This window comes from Candidatus Manganitrophaceae bacterium (assembly GCA_016200325.1).
Lineage (GTDB): Bacteria > Nitrospirota > Nitrospiria > SBBL01 > Manganitrophaceae > Manganitrophus.
In genome coordinates this window covers 163,225-181,014 of sequence record JACQEZ010000007.1, presented here as the reverse complement: position 1 = coordinate 181,014, position 17,790 = coordinate 163,225, and the positions used below count along the sequence as shown (strand labels likewise).

At 50.8% G+C, this 17,790-nt stretch carries 16 protein-coding genes; 7 read left to right on the top strand and 9 right to left on the bottom strand.

Translation table 11 applies throughout. The annotated features are described in order from the left end of the window. Positions 1–763: 763 nt before the first annotated feature. Positions 764–1,798, top strand: a complete 1,035-nt coding sequence (locus HY282_05170) for a hypothetical protein (protein ID MBI3803136.1) — start codon at positions 764–766, stop codon at positions 1,796–1,798. A gap of 462 nt (positions 1,799–2,260) precedes the next feature. Here the strand turns inward: HY282_05170 and HY282_05165 are convergent, their stop codons facing one another. The 7 genes from HY282_05165 to HY282_05135 all read right to left on the bottom strand — a co-directional run bounded on the left by HY282_05165 (position 2,261) and on the right by HY282_05135 (position 10,097). Further along, positions 2,261–2,515, bottom strand: a complete 255-nt coding sequence (locus HY282_05165) for a response regulator transcription factor (protein MBI3803135.1) — start codon at positions 2,513–2,515, stop codon at positions 2,261–2,263. Positions 2,516–2,838: 323 nt separating this feature from the next. Next, positions 2,839–3,333 (bottom strand): hypothetical protein, encoded by a 495-nt coding sequence (locus tag HY282_05160; protein ID MBI3803134.1) that lies wholly within the window; start codon positions 3,331–3,333, stop codon positions 2,839–2,841. A gap of 287 nt (positions 3,334–3,620) precedes the next feature. Beyond that, complete coding sequence (locus HY282_05155) at positions 3,621–4,076, bottom strand: response regulator (GenBank protein MBI3803133.1); 456 nt, start codon at positions 4,074–4,076, stop codon at positions 3,621–3,623. Next, the gene (locus tag HY282_05150; protein ID MBI3803132.1) at positions 4,073–5,560 is read right to left on the bottom strand and encodes a HAMP domain-containing protein; all 1,488 of its coding nucleotides are present in this window, start codon (positions 5,558–5,560) and stop codon (positions 4,073–4,075) included. Before HY282_05150 ends, HY282_05155 begins: the two co-directional genes overlap by 4 nt. Before the next feature lie 51 nt (positions 5,561–5,611). Next, a complete protein-coding gene (locus HY282_05145; GenBank protein MBI3803131.1) occupies positions 5,612–6,187 on the bottom strand; it encodes a YfiR family protein in 576 nt (191 codons plus the stop codon). Continuing rightward, positions 6,178–8,082, bottom strand: a complete 1,905-nt coding sequence (locus HY282_05140) for a TonB-dependent receptor (protein MBI3803130.1) — start codon at positions 8,080–8,082, stop codon at positions 6,178–6,180. The genes HY282_05145 and HY282_05140 overlap by 10 nt, the downstream gene beginning before the upstream one ends. A 302-nt stretch (positions 8,083–8,384) precedes the next feature. Continuing rightward, entirely contained in the window at positions 8,385–10,097 is a 1,713-nt protein-coding gene (locus tag HY282_05135; GenBank protein MBI3803129.1) for an EAL domain-containing protein, read from the bottom strand. Positions 10,098–10,808: 711 nt separating this feature from the next. On the opposite strand from HY282_05135, the gene HY282_05130 reads away from it, so the two are divergent. Both HY282_05130 and HY282_05125 read left to right on the top strand, forming a co-directional pair. Further along, the gene (locus tag HY282_05130) at positions 10,809–12,521 is read left to right on the top strand and encodes an EAL domain-containing protein (protein MBI3803128.1); all 1,713 of its coding nucleotides are present in this window, start codon (positions 10,809–10,811) and stop codon (positions 12,519–12,521) included. Between the two features lie 320 nt (positions 12,522–12,841). Next, the gene (locus HY282_05125; protein MBI3803127.1) at positions 12,842–13,138 is read left to right on the top strand and encodes a helix-turn-helix transcriptional regulator; all 297 of its coding nucleotides are present in this window, start codon (positions 12,842–12,844) and stop codon (positions 13,136–13,138) included. A gap of 301 nt (positions 13,139–13,439) precedes the next feature. On the opposite strand, the gene HY282_05120 is transcribed toward HY282_05125, so the two are convergent. Beyond that, positions 13,440–13,937, bottom strand: coding sequence for a response regulator (locus HY282_05120; protein MBI3803126.1), 498 nt, complete (start codon positions 13,935–13,937; stop codon positions 13,440–13,442). A 431-nt stretch (positions 13,938–14,368) separates the two neighbouring features. On the opposite strand from HY282_05120, the gene HY282_05115 reads away from it, so the two are divergent. From HY282_05115 to HY282_05105, 3 genes are all read left to right on the top strand, one after another. Then, positions 14,369–14,521: a hypothetical protein gene (locus tag HY282_05115; GenBank protein MBI3803125.1), complete on the top strand. Its 153-nt coding sequence runs from the start codon at positions 14,369–14,371 to the stop codon at positions 14,519–14,521. Positions 14,522–14,666: 145 nt separating this feature from the next. Continuing rightward, the gene (locus HY282_05110) at positions 14,667–14,978 is read left to right on the top strand and encodes a hypothetical protein (protein MBI3803124.1); all 312 of its coding nucleotides are present in this window, start codon (positions 14,667–14,669) and stop codon (positions 14,976–14,978) included. A gap of 400 nt (positions 14,979–15,378) precedes the next feature. After that, positions 15,379–15,738, top strand: coding sequence for a PilZ domain-containing protein (locus HY282_05105; protein MBI3803123.1), 360 nt, complete (start codon positions 15,379–15,381; stop codon positions 15,736–15,738). Positions 15,739–15,829: 91 nt separating this feature from the next. Here the strand turns inward: HY282_05105 and HY282_05100 are convergent, their stop codons facing one another. Next, positions 15,830–16,864 (bottom strand): J domain-containing protein, encoded by a 1,035-nt coding sequence (locus HY282_05100; GenBank protein MBI3803122.1) that lies wholly within the window; start codon positions 16,862–16,864, stop codon positions 15,830–15,832. A gap of 472 nt (positions 16,865–17,336) precedes the next feature. On the opposite strand from HY282_05100, the gene HY282_05095 reads away from it, so the two are divergent. Next, positions 17,337–17,747 (top strand): YciI family protein, encoded by a 411-nt coding sequence (locus HY282_05095; protein MBI3803121.1) that lies wholly within the window; start codon positions 17,337–17,339, stop codon positions 17,745–17,747. The last annotated feature ends 43 nt before the right edge of the window (positions 17,748–17,790 follow it).

Below are 17,790 nucleotides of genomic sequence, written 5' to 3'. Positions count from 1 at the left end.
TACTTTCATATTATTTATGCCGAATTCATGAGAGATTTTTCTATCTATCATTAGCTATCTAGTTGACTGAACGAGGCCATCTGGTACTATATCCAATATCATCTTGTGCTGCTGGAGCCCTCGTCTCGGAGAAGACCGCTATGAATTTTCCTTCCTCGGGTTCTTAATGGGCTCCCATAACCGACATTCGACCCAAAGAAATCGGTATCTGCGGAACGGCAAATCCGGACTGCAATTGACTCCAGGTTTGGTAATGGCGCGTTGGCGATCTGTTTTGTTGATCATTGGTTTTTCCCTGTTTTGTACCGTCTGGAAAGGCGTTACGCTCGCCGAGGATGTCGCCCTTTTGACGCCGGCCGTAGAGCATCGCCAGGAAGATGTTACCCCCTCTATTCCTCCTCTTGAGCTCTCAACCTCGAACAGCCGCCCTGATCTATTGCAAGACCTCACACCGCCCGGCCAACCCAATCCGTCAAATAATTTGAATAGAACCGATCTGGAACGCCGGTCCGAAGAACGGCAGGAGCCTCCTTCGAGCGTTGTGACGGTCGATGCCAGCGGCGGGAACCGTTTTCTCTCCATGCATCGTCTTGACCAGACATTTTCCTATCAAATGCGACAGCCCCTCTCTTTCAGAGGAGGAGCTTTAATGATATCGGGCAAAGGGTGGGATGGAATCTTCTTCGCTGGACACCTTGCTGATCCGAGTAAGATCCTCCCATCTGAGGCAATCTTATATGATGAACTTATCTCCGGAATCGCGTTGAAGGTTTATTCTTTTACCCATAAGATCGTCCTCGGTACGACTGCGATCCAGCTTAACCAGGACGGCCCATCTCTTTTCACCCCTTTGCAGAGAGGTCGACTTCTCTTAAGCGAAATCGATCTGAATGTCGCTGCCGGCTTTCACCTTTTGGCGGAATACGGAATGCTGGAATCAGATCCAGTGCCGGGCCAGCAGGTCACGGACGGTACTTTGTTACGTGTCGGTCCACTCTATCGGGGCGGCATGTTTTCTTTCGAGACACAATATCGCCGAATTACGCCGACGTTCTTCCTTCCGGTCTGGGCCTTTGAGAATGACCAAGAGGGATTCTTCACCGCCTTCTCCGTAACCCCGGTGTCCTTCATCACTTTTAACGGAAGCGGCGAGGTCTTTGAAAATAATATCAACCATGACCTCGCGGCGCCGACCTGGCGCACCTCTCAATGGCAGATTGGAATGAAATGGGCATTCTCCACCCTCCCGGTCCTCTCCATCACTTATGGAGAGAGAGACCACTCGCTGATTGGAAGAGCCACGGCCGAGGATAGCGCGACTGAATTTTATCAAATCGAACTTTCCAAGGCTTTTTGGGGAATCGACACTCATGCGGGCTACCGAAAAGGAAACAAAGGAGACCCACTTCCCGCAGAGCGGAGGCGTGACACAGGAGAGCTTTCGCTCGCTTTCCCACTTTATCTCGGCTCGAATATATGGATACGAGGAGAGGAGTATCGGAAACAATTTTCGGGAACCCCTTCTGTTGAAAACGGATTCATGATCTCTTCCGGAGGCCGTCTTCGCCTTCCATTTAATGGGATCCTCTGGTCGGAGTTCCCCATCGTAAAAAGTAACCACGAACCCTTCGAGGAATCCAATCCGAACGCGAGCAGCGGGGTCGGCGTTCGATTTCCCCTCCCCTGGAAAGCCGATATCGAAGCGAGTTACCACGTGCAGTACAATCCGATTCGAAGCCGGATCATTCAAGCACGTTTCACACAGCAGATTGGTTGGGGAACACTGGGGCGGCCATAAATAAATTGATGATCAACTCCGCAGTCCGAACGATGCTCAAAGGGGCGGAACAGGCGCTTTTACGCGGAGAGCCTTTTCGAACACCCAAATTGTGGAAGGAATTACGAAGGAATGAGGAGTTCAGTCGGGTGAACTCGCGTGAGGTCTCACCGGCATGGTCAAATCGGAGGAGAAAAAAGAGAGAAGAGAAAGTAACCTCGGAACACTCCGCGCCGGAGAATTCAAGCTCATCCGTATCGGCCTCACCGTAGCCGAGTTCCTTCTATCCCGTTCAGTATTCGAGCATGAGAAGCTACATCGCTTGGTAAAGTAAACCATCATTCTGATTTAATAAAAGAGGGACAGATCCTAAATGGACTGTCCCTCTTTTATTAAATGTCGAAATTCCGAATATCGAGAAAGGTAGAAAAACGAACGCAAAACCTCTCGCGGACATCTTCCGACCGGGAACCATCGGTTGAGTTAATCTACCGTTACGAACCCTTTTTGGATTGCATAACAAATCAATTGTGCAATATTGGTGAGCCCCAGCTTGTCCATGATATGGGCCCGATGAGTATCCACCGTTTTTGCCGATAGATTGAGTTTCTCCGCGATCTCTCGACTCTTTAATCCCTCGGCAATCAGCTGTATGACCTCCTTCTCCCGTTTTGTTAACGCACGCGGCAACCATTCAGTCGAAACAGCGCTCTTTTGATCGCTTGTATCAGCCCGCATAGAATGACCTCCTGTCAAAAGCACATCCAAACCACCCAGAATATTTATACTTCGAATATACCCTATTGGCGATGTCAGGATCAAGAATGGGAATAGATCGCCACTGGACTCAGTGCGTTTAAGCGACATTTGCGAGTGAACGAGAGATGCGATAGCCCCCTTTTCAGGCGGAAGATACGGCAGCAGAGCAGACCGCTCGAAAAGCTGTGGATTTAGAAAAGACGCTTGCGATTTTTTAATCTCTGTTGGATCTGCTTCTCTAGAAGGAAAACAATAAAACCCTACTTATCTTGGCGCAATCATCAGTGTAGAAGAATTGTATCTTAGGGTTTGTGTTTTCCAATCGCGGCCAGATAATACTTTAGGAAGGGAATAACCGTATCAGGGTTACCGGTCTGAATCAATATGTAGTCTAGATAAGCGCGATGCACTTGATGGATGGTATCCTCATTCTCATCTGTCTGAGAAGAAATTTTATCGATGATATCAGAATATTCTAAAAAGGCCGGCGGGACATCATCCAGCGCAGCATCCGGGATTCTTCCTCGATCCAAGATTGCATCCATTTGAAGCATCTTCTCTTCAGTCAATTCCGATTCATACTGTGCCAAGGAATTCAGTGCACCAAACTGAGTAAGCAGGCTCGTCCCCTCTTCCGTAAGTTTTTGCCCTAATAAGATGGCTTGCAGCACGTCATCTAAAGGCGGAGGAAAAACCTCGGGGGTGTGGATTTCCAGGATGCGCTCTACTCGCAACGTCGAGAGATGGGTTCGTTCGACAATAAATGCAAGGAGCTCTTTTTGCCACTGATCGCTCAAACCGAAGCCTTTCTGCTATAAAAATATCCGATAGTCGCACGTATCAGGGACCGCTCTGGCGGGTTAAATCACAACATCGCCGCCTAATTATACTATATTGGTATCAGGCGTCAATTCGGTCTGGGATAAACCGTCAGAAGGTTAAAGTGGAGGGAAACACGGAGGCCCTTTCAGTCGTACTGATGAGGCAAACAAAGGGTAAAGGTGGATACAAAACGTAGGTCGTGGTAACCCGAATGAACCGATAGTAATGATACCCAGCATCGTAGGACGCCTCGCAGTCTTTTTTAATTTGTTTTCTTTGGACTGCCGGGGGCCGGTTCATTCAGAAGCACCCAAAAAATGCCCAGCTGCTTGACCGCTTTGACGAACGCTTGAAAGTTCACAGGTTTAACAACATAGGCGTTTACACCGAGTTTATAACTCTCCGCCAGGTCGGGCTCCTCGCGCGATGAAGTCAGCATCACCACGGGAATCAATCTCAGTTTTTCATCCCCCTTGATGGTTCTAAGTACCTCCAACCCATCCATCTTTGGCATTTTAATATCGAGAAGGATCACGGCGGGATTTCCAATGGGGCGTGCCTTAAATGATCCGCGGCAAAAAAGATAGTCTAATGCCTCGGCACCGTCCCGAACCACCACCACTTCGTTTGCAAGATTATATTCGGAAAGCGCCTCCAGCGTCAGCTCGACATCCTCCGCATTGTCCTCGGCCAACAAAACTCTCTTGATCTCACTCATTCCGGCTTCTCCCCTCTCTTCGGCAAAGAAAAGCTAAAAACCGCACCGCCATCGACCCGACCTTCTGCCCAGGTCCGGCCGCCATGACGGTGGACAATCCGACGGACATTCGCCAATCCGATGCCTGTTCCTTCGAATTCGTCCGAGCGGTGCAAGCGCTGGAAAACGCCAAAGAGTTTTCCAGCGAACTGCGGATCAAACCCAACGCCATTATCCCGAATAAAAAATACATGTTCTTCTTTCTCCGGCGTGTACCCGATTTCTATCTGGGCCTGCGCGCGGGTACGGGTATACTTTATTGCATTGCCGATCAGATTGACGCAGACCTGACGAAGCATCGTCACATCCCCTTCCACCTCCGGCAGGCTCGCAATTTTCCAGGTAATCTCTCGCGCCCCGATCTCCGGTTGTAAATCTTTGATTACCTCTTCAGTAAGGTGATCAAGATCCACCTTCCCGACGCGCATCTCCGACTTCCCCATCCTTGAGAAGACCAGCAGGTCGTCAACGAGATCACCCATTCGTTTCGCTGAGTTCATGATCGTATTCATGTAGTGCTGACTCTTTTCACCCAGCCGCGTCCCTTCATGCATTTTAAGCAGTTCGACAAATCCGTTGATGTGCCGCAGCGGGGCGCGCAGGTCATGCGAAACCGAATAGCTGAAGGCCTCCAGCTCTTTATTCGCCGCTTCCAGTTGTGTATTGAGTTTGCGCATTTCTTCTTGCGCTCTCTGGCGCTCTGTGATTTCCTCTTTTAATTCTAGCGTCCGCTCCGTCACTCTTTGTTCCAATTCATTGTGAGCCCTCGATAACGTGTCATCTCTCATTTGTATTTGGGTCAACATCTCGTTGAAAGTCAGCACCAATTGACCGATCTCGTCCTGGTTTTCCGCCACCGCACGCACAGAATAGTTTTTCTCTTCGGAGACGGTTTTCGCTGTTTGAGCCAGATGAAGAAGAGGGTGAGAAATAATCTCTTGCAGTTTGGAGGAGATCCGATAAGCAGCCAGCAGGGAGATTGCAAGGACGCCCATTGTGATGAGAGCATATCGCTTCAGGCGGACATCTATTTCCTTGAGATCGGACTGAATGTGAACCATCCCGATCTGTTTGCCTTCAGAAATGATTGGCCGAGACAGGAGAAGATGATCTGACTCGAAACGATAATCTTCCCTTTGCTCCGAGATCTGTTCCGGCATTTGAAAAACCGTCGCTCCGTCGTTCCGCACATATTTTGCGAACAGCTTGCCGTCCGCCGTATAAATTGCAGCCGACATAATATTTGGTTTAACACGTAACGCGGCTATCGTTTCAGTTGCGGCCTGCGGGTCATTGAAAACCAACGCGGAGACTGTGTTAATTCCAATAATTTCAGCCTGGGTAGAAAAATTCTGAACCATGGTATCTCGATAGGTAATCAACTCATAGACAATAAATCCCAGACTGGCCAGCAATAAAGCCGCAGTGCTGACCAACATGCTCATTCGGATTAACTTCTGGCGTATCGAAAGACCCCGAAATGCCCGAATCAAAGATCACTCCCTGTTCTGCGTCGTTCCGGTTATGATTCGAGATAATTTCAGCAGCTGAGAACTCGGTTTTAATCCAACCCGTTCGGCCGCAGCCATATTGATCGCAAAATGAATCTTGTTCTGATCTGTCACCAATTGAATGACGCCTCCTTTTTCGGCAAATTGCCCCATGTCGCTGACGGTCAGGACCGGCGCGCCCTCAAGCCGCCTTAGGATCTGGGCCAGGTTTTGATCCTCCGAATTGCTAATGAAGAGAAGGTGACAATGGATGGCTTCTTCGATCTTCGAAAACCGCTTGACCGTAATCTTTTTTTCTCTAACGGTCTTGCCCGCCACCGCCTCATCAAGCTCGTTCCCGAAAGGATCCTGTCCCAGAATCCCAATCACAAAGGGCTGGCCCCCTGCAATGGCTTCCTGGGGCCACTCGACGAATTTGGCAAAATTGTAAAGAAAGGCCGCCTTGACCTGATATTCATTGGGAGAAGAGGGAGTTGCTTGAATCGGGAGGAATACAGTAACTCCAATCAATAAGATTGAGATCAGGATCTTTCTCAGAGACGATCCATTTTTCATTGCCACTGGGCCGTCACCTTTCCGTAAACGCCCCGTTGGATCTCTGCGATTCCGGCGCTGCCGCCTCCGAATTCGGGATGATGGTTGTCGAGCAGGTTCTGGCCGACCAGCGCCAATTCGATCCACTTCGTCGGATGCCAGCCAAGATGGAGATCGAGATTATAATATCGTTTGATCGCCTGGCTCGGGAGCTTGTCGATGTATCGGAGAAACCAATCGAGCTCCACGTTCCCCGGCAGTGTCATCAAAGAGCGCAGCCCCGCTTGATGATGGGGATTGGTCCCCTCGGTCGACGCGACAATCCTCAGCGGATCGACCGCGCCGGAGGTTTGGGTCAGGTTGATCTGGAGGAAGGTATACATCAGATTGACTCTCCACCACTCCCGCACCTGCCAGTCGGACATCAATTCCACTCCGTAGGTATGACCTTTCACCCGGTTCTCGAAAAAAAACGGGAAGATCACCCGGTCCGGATCGGGCGGGATCGATTCGGTGAAGGGGGCCCCGGCCTGCAGACTGAGGAGGTCTGAGTACTGATTATAAAATGCGGCGACATCAAAGGAGAGCCGATGGATCGGCTGGGTGCGGTATCCGACCTCATAGGCGATGACCTTCTCCGAGTCGAATAAGGCATCCTCTCCGATAAGCCGGATGAAGGTCGGCGGGGTGGCATTCGGATTCGTCAACCCGGTCAGCGATGAGTCGTGCTCCAAGCGTGAAGGGGTCCTCACCGCCCGGGCAATGGAGGTCCAGACCGCCTGGTCAGGGCGAAATTTCCAGAGCAGCCGTCCGCTCGGTTGTACCTCAACCCCGCTATAGTCGTTGTGTTCGAACTTAGACCCCAGGGTGAGGAAGAGTTGCTCTTGGACCAGCGCCCACTGATATTGCGCGAAAGCGCTGTAGAGGGCATCGGTGCGCTGCGCGGGGTCGAACACGGTGGTAGAAGCCCCGGTGAAATCATCGGAGATGAGCCGATAGCCGATCCCCCAAATCAGTTCGTGACCTGCGGCGAGAAGAAAGCGGTTTCGCAATTCAAGGTCGAGGGTGTTCTCATCGTCCTGAAAGGTCGACGTCCGCCGGCGGGTACGGTCGTAATAGGACTTGAATGTCCAATCCGATTGCGCGCTCTGCAGATGGTCCAAACGGAAGGAGAGGTTCCCTCCGGAGAGATCGGCGTCTTTCTCCATCGTTTGCGCAGAGGGCGGCCGATAGGTCGTGATCGTCGTCCGCTGCCCGGCCTTACCCGAATAAAGATCCCCTTGAATCGTCACCGTATTCCGCTCCGGCAGATCGAGATCGGCCCGAAATCCTCCCTGCGCCATCCGCCAGTCGTCGAAGGCATCCCCGGTGGGATGAAACGCCGCATCCCGGTTAAAGAACTTTCCATAAACGCGGTAATGGAGGCGCTCCCCGACCGCACCCCCATATCGAACCCCGGCGAAGTCCCGCTCCTCCGTCCCGGCCCCTAGGGTCGCCAATCCCCCTTGGGTCTCCTTCGAATGCTTGGTGATGATATTAATGACACCGTTGACCGCATTGGCCCCCCAGAGTGTTCCGCCCGGCCCCCGGATGACCTCGATCCTCTCAACATCTTCCAGCAGCAGATCCTGCACCTCCCAGAAGACCCCGGCCAGAAGGGGCGAGTAGACACTTCTGCCATCGATCAAGACGAGTAGAGAAGGAGAGAGCCGGCCGGTGAGGCTGGTAAAGCCGCGGATGCCAACGACCCACTGGTTAGCGTTGACCCGGTAGACTTCTACCCCGGGGGCCATCCGCAGCGCCTCCGGGATGTTGGTCACCCCGGAGCGGCGGATGTCCTCTTGGGTGATGACATAAACGGCCGCGGGGGTATCAAACCATTTCTGAGGGCTCTTGGAGTAGGTAACGACCTCCACGTTCATTAACTCCTCTAAACTTAAATCCGTAAGCGACCCGCGGACCTCTAAAGGTTGTGAGATATTTTCCGCCCAGGCCGGCGAACCGAGCCCGATGAGTGCTGCAGTAAATGTGACTCCTATCGCCAGAAAGCGTCCCAGGAGATTGCTTTTGTTATCCCCTACCTCCCTGCTTATGAATTGGGACTTCTGTTTTAAGTCACTCATCAATTTAGTATCACCTCCCATTCGAGATTATTCCATCAAACCTTTTTCTTGCTGACTTGGATTCTTATGAATTCCTAACTCTAACCAAACCGGTTTTTATTTTAACGCCATTTTGATCGCCACGAGGATTCACCCAACCAACGGGTCAACTCCTCTGCGGGAATCGGCCGGCTGATAAAGTAGCCTTGCGCTTCATCACAACCGAAGGCAGTGAGCTTCTCCAATAGGACACCGCTCTCTACCCCCTCGGCGACGACATTGAGGCCAAGATGATGGGCTAATCCAATCGTCGAGCGCACAATCATGGCATTCTTATTTTGAGCCATACCTAAAATGAAGGATTTATCGATTTTAAGCGCGCTGACCGGTAGCTCCGTCAGGGAAGACAGGGATGAATAGCCGGTACCGAAGTCATCGATCGAAATCTTAATTCCCATCCTGCTTAAGCGGTTTAGTACTTCCACTGCATTTGCGGGATCTGCCATGATGGCGCTTTCTGTAATCTCCAATCCCAGACAGGTCGGTTCAAGGTGATAGGCCGATAACATCTCTGCAATGAGGTCCGGCATCTGCGGATCTTGGAGGTTCCGCCGTGACAGGTTGACGGCGACGTTGATCTCGATCCCTTGCTGTTGCCAGGAATAGCACTGTCGAAGTGCGGCATTCAGAACCCACTGAGTAAAAGGTTTGATTAATCCACTTTTCTCTGCAGGAATGACAAATTCATTCGGTGGAATAAAGCCGTGTTCCGGATGCTGCCAACGGGCGAGTGCCTCCACGCCGACCACACGGCGCGCCTGAAGGTCTACTTTAGGCTGGAAGTGCAACAGCAGCTCGTTCCTTTCAATGGCTTGCCGCAACTCTCCCAGAAGGACAAGCCGACGGGGGCTGTATTGGTTTAGCTTATCTTCATAAATCGTATAGCCACTTCCGGTTTCTTTAGCGATATACATCGCTACGTCGGCTCGCTGCAGCAGCATTTCAGCATTTGCGCCATGATCGGGATAGATCGCAATTCCGATCCCGGTCTCTACCCCGATGGGCAGATCCTCGACTATCATCGGTCTTTCCAAAGCTTGGAGCACTTTATGAGCGACCGCGTGGACCTCTTCTTTGTCTGTCAGTTTCGGCAGGAGGACTGCAAACTCGTCTCCGCCGAGCCTCGCGACGAGATTCGGTTCAAATAAGATATTGGATAGTAGCAGGCCGACCTGCTGTAAGAGGAAATCCCCCCGATGATGTCCGAGGGTATCGTTAATTTCCTTAAATCGATTCAAATCCATCAGCAAGAGGGCCATCGGATATTGTCCGACCTCGGCAGCGACAATGGCCGCTTGCAGTCGTTCCTGGAGGAGTGTCCGGTTAGGAAGGGCGGTCAATGCGTCATGATACGCCAAGTGTTTCACCATCTCCTCGGACTGGCGGTGATCTCGACGCAATCGGACCTGATCCAGTTCTCGCTCCACCATTGGGACCAAGCGCTTCAAATTTCCTTTGATAAAGTAGTCATTGGCACCTTTCCTCATCGCCGCGACCGCCAAATCCTCTCCAATTGTCCCGGAGACGAATATAAACGGCAGATCGGGATTTCTTTTTTTTAATAGCACCAATGCTTGGGCGCCGTTGAAATGCGGCATGCTGTAATCGGAAAAAACGATATCCCAGGACTGTCGGTCCAATGCTTCGTCCATCTTCTCTGCGGTATCCACGACCAGGAAGGTAGGATCATACCCCCCCTTGATCAGCTCTGCGACCAACAGTTCCACATCCTCTTGAGAATCTTCAATGATCAAGACCCGAATCATCTCACCCATCAGAAACGCTCCTTCCATTCTCTATCAAGCGTGAAACGGAAAAATCGAGAACCGTAACTTCGTAATAATGTTTCCCAGTTATGCAGGAGGGATCTACAGATAGCGGTCCGCTGATTCCAAGTGCGGGGATATACTAATATAGTATGAATTAATTATAGCACCTACCCCTGAAATAAGAATCAAAGATAAAACGTACTGTTAAAGGTGCATGCGCGCTGCTCTTTATTTAATAGATACCACCGACTTCTAGGTAAGGTTTCAAAAAATCTTACGACGTCAAGTAGGCAGAAGTTATAGCTAAGAAATAACTAATATCTTATTCCTACAGCAATATTAACCTTGACAAGTTAATTTTTATTCGGTATAGACTGGCACAGATATCGGAGCCTGAGAGGAATCATTTTTCGGTTTCAAACATCATCATAATAGAAGGGATACTGGAGGTTGAAGACACTCTCTTCCGTGCTGGCGCAGGTCCTACCATGAACTCTGGTTGGACTCGAATTACCCGACGATTCCAAATAGGAATCTCGGGTTTTTTATGACAGAGATCGACCATTCCTCTTTACTATTTCGGTATTGGTATCGCTGCGATTACGATGAGGCAGGTTGTATTGCTCGCCTTGAAGCTCTCAAAGAGAGATGCCGTATGGCAACCGAGCGCCATCGGCTTACCTTCAATAAATCTTTCTCGAAACCAACGGGCTCCATATGGGCATCCCTCTTCGTGTCTTGATCGTTGAAGATTCGGAAGAAGATACGACACTGCTCTTGCAAACCCTGCGGCAAGGAGAATATGAACCGGAGTTTGAACGGGTCGATACCGTTGAAACGATGAGCGCTGCGCTTGAGCGACAGCAGTGGGACCTTGTCCTTTCCGATTACTTCATGCCTCGCTTCGACGCACATGCCGCCTTAAAGCTGGTCCAAAACAGCGAACTAGACGTCCCGTTTATTATTGTATCCGGCTCCATCGGGGAGGAGACCGCCGTCGCGCTCATGAGAGAAGGGGCACATGATTGTATTTTAAAAGATAACCTGATGCGGCTTAAACCGGCCATCGAGCGGGAATTGCACCATGCTCAAATGCGTCGGGAGCAAAAACAAACTGAAAAAATTATCAACTATTTGGCTGATCATGATCCTTTGACGAACCTGCCGAATCGCTTCCTATTCACCGACCGCCTTCAGCAGACCTTATTGCGAGCCCCTTGGAATAAACGCTTGGTCGCCCTCCTATTCCTCGACCTGGACCGGTTTAAAGTGATCAACGACACCATGGGACACGCGGTCGGCGATCAACTACTTAAGACCGTTGCAGAAAAACTGAATCTGTGTGTCCGGGATGGAGATACAGTGGCCCGTTTGGGAGGAGACGAGTTCGTCTTAATCCTAACCGATATCGCAGTGCCGGAAGATGTCCCAAAAATCGTCCAAAAAATTCTGCAAGAATTGTCGAAGCCGATCCAGATCGAAGAACAGGCGTTTTCTATCTCGGCCAGCATTGGCATCGCCCTCTACCCGAATGATGGGGAAGATGTTGAGACCCTGCTGAAGAATGCCGACGCCGCCATGTATCGCGTAAAGGAGCAAGGGAAAAACAGTTTTCAATTTTATTCCCCGGAGTTCGTTCCCAAGGTCTCCCACAAGCCGATACGGGAAACCGATCTGCAGCGGGCGATCGAGCGGAAAGAATTCCGGCTGCATTACCAACCGAAGGTCGATTTGGCCACGGGAAAGATCGTTGGAGTGGAGGCATTGGTTCGGTGGGAACATCCGGAACTGGGCTTAATCCCCCCATTAGAATTTATTCCTTTCGCTGAGGAAACAGGGCTCATTGTCCCAATCGGAGAGTGGGTGCTGCGGACCGCCTGCGTTCAAAATAAAACTTGGCAAGCGGTAGGACTGCCTCCCATACGGATCGCGGTTAACCTCTCGGTTCGTCAATTTCACCAGCAGAATTTGATCGACACGATTTTCAAGGTTATTGATGAAACCGATCTCGACCCTCAATACCTGGAATTGGAGCTGACGGAGACCGTGGTTATGAAAAACGCCGAAGCCACTGTGATCACCCTGCGGGAATTGAATGGAAGGGGGGTAAAAATCTCAATCGATGGATTCGGAACCGGCCACTCCCCATTAGGTTATCTAAGTCGCTTCCCGATCAGCAGCCTCAAAATCGAACGAAATTTTGTCCGTAATGTTGCAACCGATCTGGATCATGTTGCGATCGTCACCGCCATCATCACATTGGCCCACAGTCTAAAGATGAAGGTCATCGCGGAGGCGGTGGAGAATTTAGACCAACTCGAATCTTTACGCTCTCTAAAATGTGACGAGATACAAGGCTACGTCTGCAGCAAACCGGTGCCTGCCGACGAGATGAAAGAGATCTTTAAAGTCGGGCAATTTTGGACATAACGATTTTGGATGTCGTCAGAAATTGAAAAATACCTCCCTCTGTTCGTTTCTCCCTAACGAAGGGATGACGCGTAACGACAGCAAGAACGGGTTCGTTCTGACCACACCCCCTGAAACGATATCCACTGAGAGTAAGAGAGTTTACGGTTTGCTTCATCACAATGAATCAACCGATCCGATCTCCTGCCACCCGTTGATGTGATCAGGAGATACCTCTCTTGACTTCTCTTCTTGACTTCTCTTCTTGACTTAACATACATTCTTTGTATCAGTTGAAATGATGATCGGAAGTCATTATTAATCATGCATGGAGGCGAACAATGAAAAAGATTTCCCCGATGGAAGTAGGTGAGCGAATCCGCTCGGTGCGCGGCAAGCGAACGCAGACCGAATTTGCGGAGGCGATTGGCGTAAAAAAACAAAACTACATCAGTCGCTATGAGCGTGGAAGAATCCCCTCACCCGATCTGCTGGTACGGATTGCTCGGATGGGCCGGGTTAGCACCGACTGGTTGCTCACAGGGAAACAAGGCAGAGAAAATATGGCCGGCAGAAATGGCCAGGGCAGCGGCCAGAGCAGTGGAAGGAAAAATCAGGCCGGTAGAAAAAGAGCCTGATACCCATCATAGAGAGATGTAGGCAAGCAGACTGCCTGCCTATGCAACAACGGCGGCAGAGCGGATATCGCTCTGATTCCGATTTAAAACACTTCTCTGAGAATTAAATCTACAGGATCGACGTCTCTTCTCTAGAATTGGCAGGCCGGCTGCGAAGTCATCAAATTCGAGCGGAGCAGCTGGCCTGCCAAGACGGATGACTCTTTTCCTACCTATTCCATCACACCATGTATTTTCCCACTGCGTGCGGGATCCGGCTGGCCTTGATCATCTGCTTCAGATCCTCTCGCCCTTTCCTTCACTAGGTATAGGTCTCCAGGTCGTTTGGCGATATCAATAAGAAGTGCTGCACCGCCGCAATACAAGCTGAAAGAAAGGCGGCAACCCCCTGCACGACAGAGATCGCCGGGACCCCGGAAGACAGAGGAGGCTCAGAAGGAAGGTGCTTCTTCACCGTCTGTAAGATCTCTCTTGGATTCAGCGGCTTGGTGAGATATTCACATCCGCCTAAGGCCAAGCCTTGCCGATGCGTAGCGAGATCGATCTTGGCGGTGATAAAAATGACCGGGATCTCCTTTGTTCTGGCGTTCTCTTTAATCGCCCGACATACTTCAAACCCGTCTTTTTTAGGAATCATCACATCCAGCAAAATCAGCGCAGGCTGCTCCTGCTCAGCCCTCTGAATTGCCTCGAGCCCATCCATGGCGGTGATCACCTGATAGCCTTCCTTATTCAGTAATAAAGAGAGAATGGCAATCATGTCCTTATTGTCGTCGACAGCCAAAATTTTATATCCCATTCTCTTTCCTCCACATCCCCCTCATCTTATCACTGTGATAAAGATCACAATAGTCAGCCGACTGCATTAAGCCGGCTGTATTGCTGCTCCAGCAGAACCAATTATAAATATAAAAAACGATAAATAGCGTTAATCGCGCGTAATTACAATGTAATGGCGATCTACATAGTAAGTACACTAAATATATTTATCTAAAAAACCGGCTTGATATCGGAGCAACGAGATGTAACAGCGGATACATTTCTGCGCGAAAAGTGCAAGGTTTTTCTTAAAGTCTCAGAGACGACTTATAGCGTGAGGGGGAAACAGGGCTGTTTTATTGCGACACCGATTCGATAAAGCTCAATCTCGACCCGGCACCTATTTTGCGTATTGTAATCCCATCAACTGTAAGCACTCACGTTAAAAAAACCTATCAGGAGGAGATTCAGATGGAAGATAAGATCTTCTGCGAAGATGATGAAGAGAACCGCAGTTCCAGACGCTATCACCGCCTGACGAAAGAGTCCAGACGCGATTATCGAGACTCGGAAGAAGACTTCGGATTCTCCGACTCCTTTGACGCTATCTGGGAAGGGCGCTGATTTTCCTCAATCACTTTTCAGTCCAGTAACGGTACGGCTCCCTGCCTCAAAGATGAGGAGGGAGGGACGAGAGCTCCGAACGATCTGACGCTTTTCAAAGTGCAGCAACAGACCGGAGTTCATTTCAACGATTGGAGGAAGAACGATGAAAGGAATCACCTATTTAGCGGGAGCATTTATTCTTTTCCTCGCTGCCGGGTGTGCCACCAGCAGACAAGAGTCGACGTTTGCCGACCAAGCACGCAACACTGCCACCGAATGGGATAAGGGCAACAACCTCATTAGGTCCGGAGAAGCGCAGGTGAAACAAGGAGAACACGAGCAGCAGGAGGCGGAGAACCTGATGGCAAGGGGAAAAGCAGACGCTGACAAAGGAGAGGGAAAAATACAAGAAGGGAAGCAGATCATCCAACAGCTCGAACAAGAACATCCTGAATTCAGTCAAGGATCTCGTTAAATGAACAATAGAGGTCCCCATTCTCCCTATTAGGACCAGGGGCAGAAGCTCGCAGTGAACCGATCGGCGGCGCTCCCATCACCTTGCGGCTTCGTGCATCTTAACATCATTAATTTGAGGAAGAGAGGGGGGAGGATCCCATTGAGAACCGCCGTCCAGAAGAGAGCGTGCATTGCGGCGGCGGAGATTTCGGCGGGGGAGCGCTCATGGTCGCGGCCGAAGGATCCTTTGTCCTCTCGCCTTCTCTTCTTCCACCTCGTGGTGGGCCTGCCGGAAAAATACGGACGCTCAACGCATCTTTCTTTCTGAATCCTACCGTCATTGACAAAGATAAAATCCCTGCTACCTTAGTCTTCCATAGAAGCGAGAAGCGCTCCATTTCATACTGTGAAAGTCTCCTATGGAAGAGAGAAGAACGCATCAAAGAATTCCAATCACCTCCATCGCCCGCCTGACCCTTCAAGAACGCTCGGAAGAGATCCGAGCCCTCATCAGAGACATCTCAACACACGGAATTGGAATTTGCTATCGGAGGAAGCTCTTCCGAAGAGGAGACCTCGTCTCGGTACGGCTTTCACTGCTGAACGGCTATCATACGCTCACAGAATTGATTGAAGGCGAGATTGTCTGGGTCGGCCCTCTGCAGCGCAGAGGAGATTTTGGGATCGGAATCCGCTTTGATGAGATGAAGCGCAATCACCCAATCCTCTATCGATACGTCGAGACTTTAACAGAAATGACTTCATCAGCCGTCAGATAATTTCATTTGCCGAGAGGAAGAGGATCGAGAACCGAATCGACCTTTGGAGATCAGCCTCCGACGGGGATAGGAGATCCCTGTCGAATCGGCCTCATTTAGAGTAGGACGGCTGCCGGTTGCGCGTCCGGGATCGGCCCCAGGTCTGATATTGCCCAAGTTTCATTTCAATCTTACCGAGGATCAATAACAGCTCTCTCTCCCCCACCACAAGATCCGAGAGGATGCCCGAGGCGAGCTCGCCGCGATCTTTACCCTCAAAACGCCAGGAAGGATCGGTTCGTGCCAACTCCCGCATTTTGTCCTTTAAATCCTCAATCTCGTTATTGAGGTGTGCGGTCAGTTGCTTCAAATCGGAGAGGGCGATGCCCTCCCCTTTCGGATCGGAGAGTAACTGGACGGAGATCCAGAGCTTCTCAAGCCGAGCCAGATCTTTATGCTGGTAGGCCTCGACGACCTCTCTCCAGAGCTCCCGAGCGGCCTCATTCAGCTGGACCGCCGTATCGGGGTGGAGAAGGCGCGCCATCTTCCGATAGAGGCTGACGATCTGATGGGTGCGGTTTACCTTTTTTTCAACCTCGGGCCGATCCGAGTCCGAATCGATCTCGGGAGCGCTCCCCGGCCCCTCCTCCCCGTTGCTCCCGGGGCCCCAACCGGCATCACGCCCGTCGAATGCGCCTCTCTCCTCGAAGGCCTCTTCTTGTTCCTGCTCCGTGCTGAACGGTTCCTCCTCGTCCTTGCGGCCCTCCTCCCGAGCACGGGCTCTCGCTTGCTCTTCCTCGGCATATTCATAGGCGCTGCGAGGAGAGAGATATTCTTCATAAATCAGCTCTTCAATCCGCTGCAACAGGCCCGCTTTCTCTTTAATCAGCCGCTTCAGCTCATTCATCCGTTGCATTTTATTTCCGGCAATATGGGTGACCCATCGCAAATAGGAAGGTCGCACCACATTCAAATGATGATCCAGCTGTGCGCGGATCTTCAATAATGCTTTTCTCGATTGCTTGAACTCGCTCAGCGCCTTCTTCTTAATCGGCGCCTGATTAATCACCAGCAGCGCTTGAGTTTTTACTTTGGAAGCCGTCGTTTTTTTCTTACGGGTCGGTTTCTTTGATTCAACTTTCGTCATCTATTTATTAACCTATCAATCATATTATTCGCAAATTATCCTTTGCCAACCATCCTTGGAATTTAGAAGTCATCGTTTGTGAAGACCCGCCGGTCTCTATTCATGTCGCAGCGGCGGGTTGCTTCAAAACAGCCGTTTCCAATCCGATATTAAAACATGTTTTGAGCAGAATTACTAGATTTGAGCCGGCGGAAAAAGACCGATCGGCCGAGGAGATCACCCGGAGGGCAACAGCTGGAATGCCCTCCCATTCCCTCTTCTCTTTGATTTTAAAAGGAGAACGCTCTTTTAATGAACAGAATTCTTAACAAGGTCCCCTTCGTCCCACCCGACCGTTAGAAGCGGAACGCAAGCCGCGGCGACTTTTGGAAGAATTTTATCGGTTCCATGTCGATTTTGGCCCCGCCGGACGACTATCTTATGTAAACGGTAGCGTGGAGGCTCCCAACCCCAACCCAAAGGAGGAACGAAGATGAGATATATGATGATTGTGAAGGCGAGCAAAGAGAGCGAAGCGGGCGTGATGCCGGAGGAGAAACTGATCGCCGCCATGGCGGCCTACCACGAGGAGCTGGTGAAGGCCGGGATCCTCGTCGATGCCTCCGGGTTGCAGGCCAGCTCCAAGGGGTTTAAGGTGAAATATTCCGGAGCCAAGCGGACCGTGGTCGATGGACCGTTCACCGAGGCGAAAGAGCTGATCGCCGGCTATACGATCATCCGGGTGAAATCAAAAGAAGAGGCGATCGCGTGGGCCAAACGCTTCCCCAATCCGCACGGCGAAGGGACAGAGGCCGAAATCGAGGTCCGCCGGTTCTTCGAGCTGGAAGACTTCGCCCCCAGCGAAGCGGTGGAGCGGTTTCAGAAAATGGACCTTCCAAAGTAAACGTCATCGCACGAGATCATGAAAGCGGCCTGGCCCGTATACC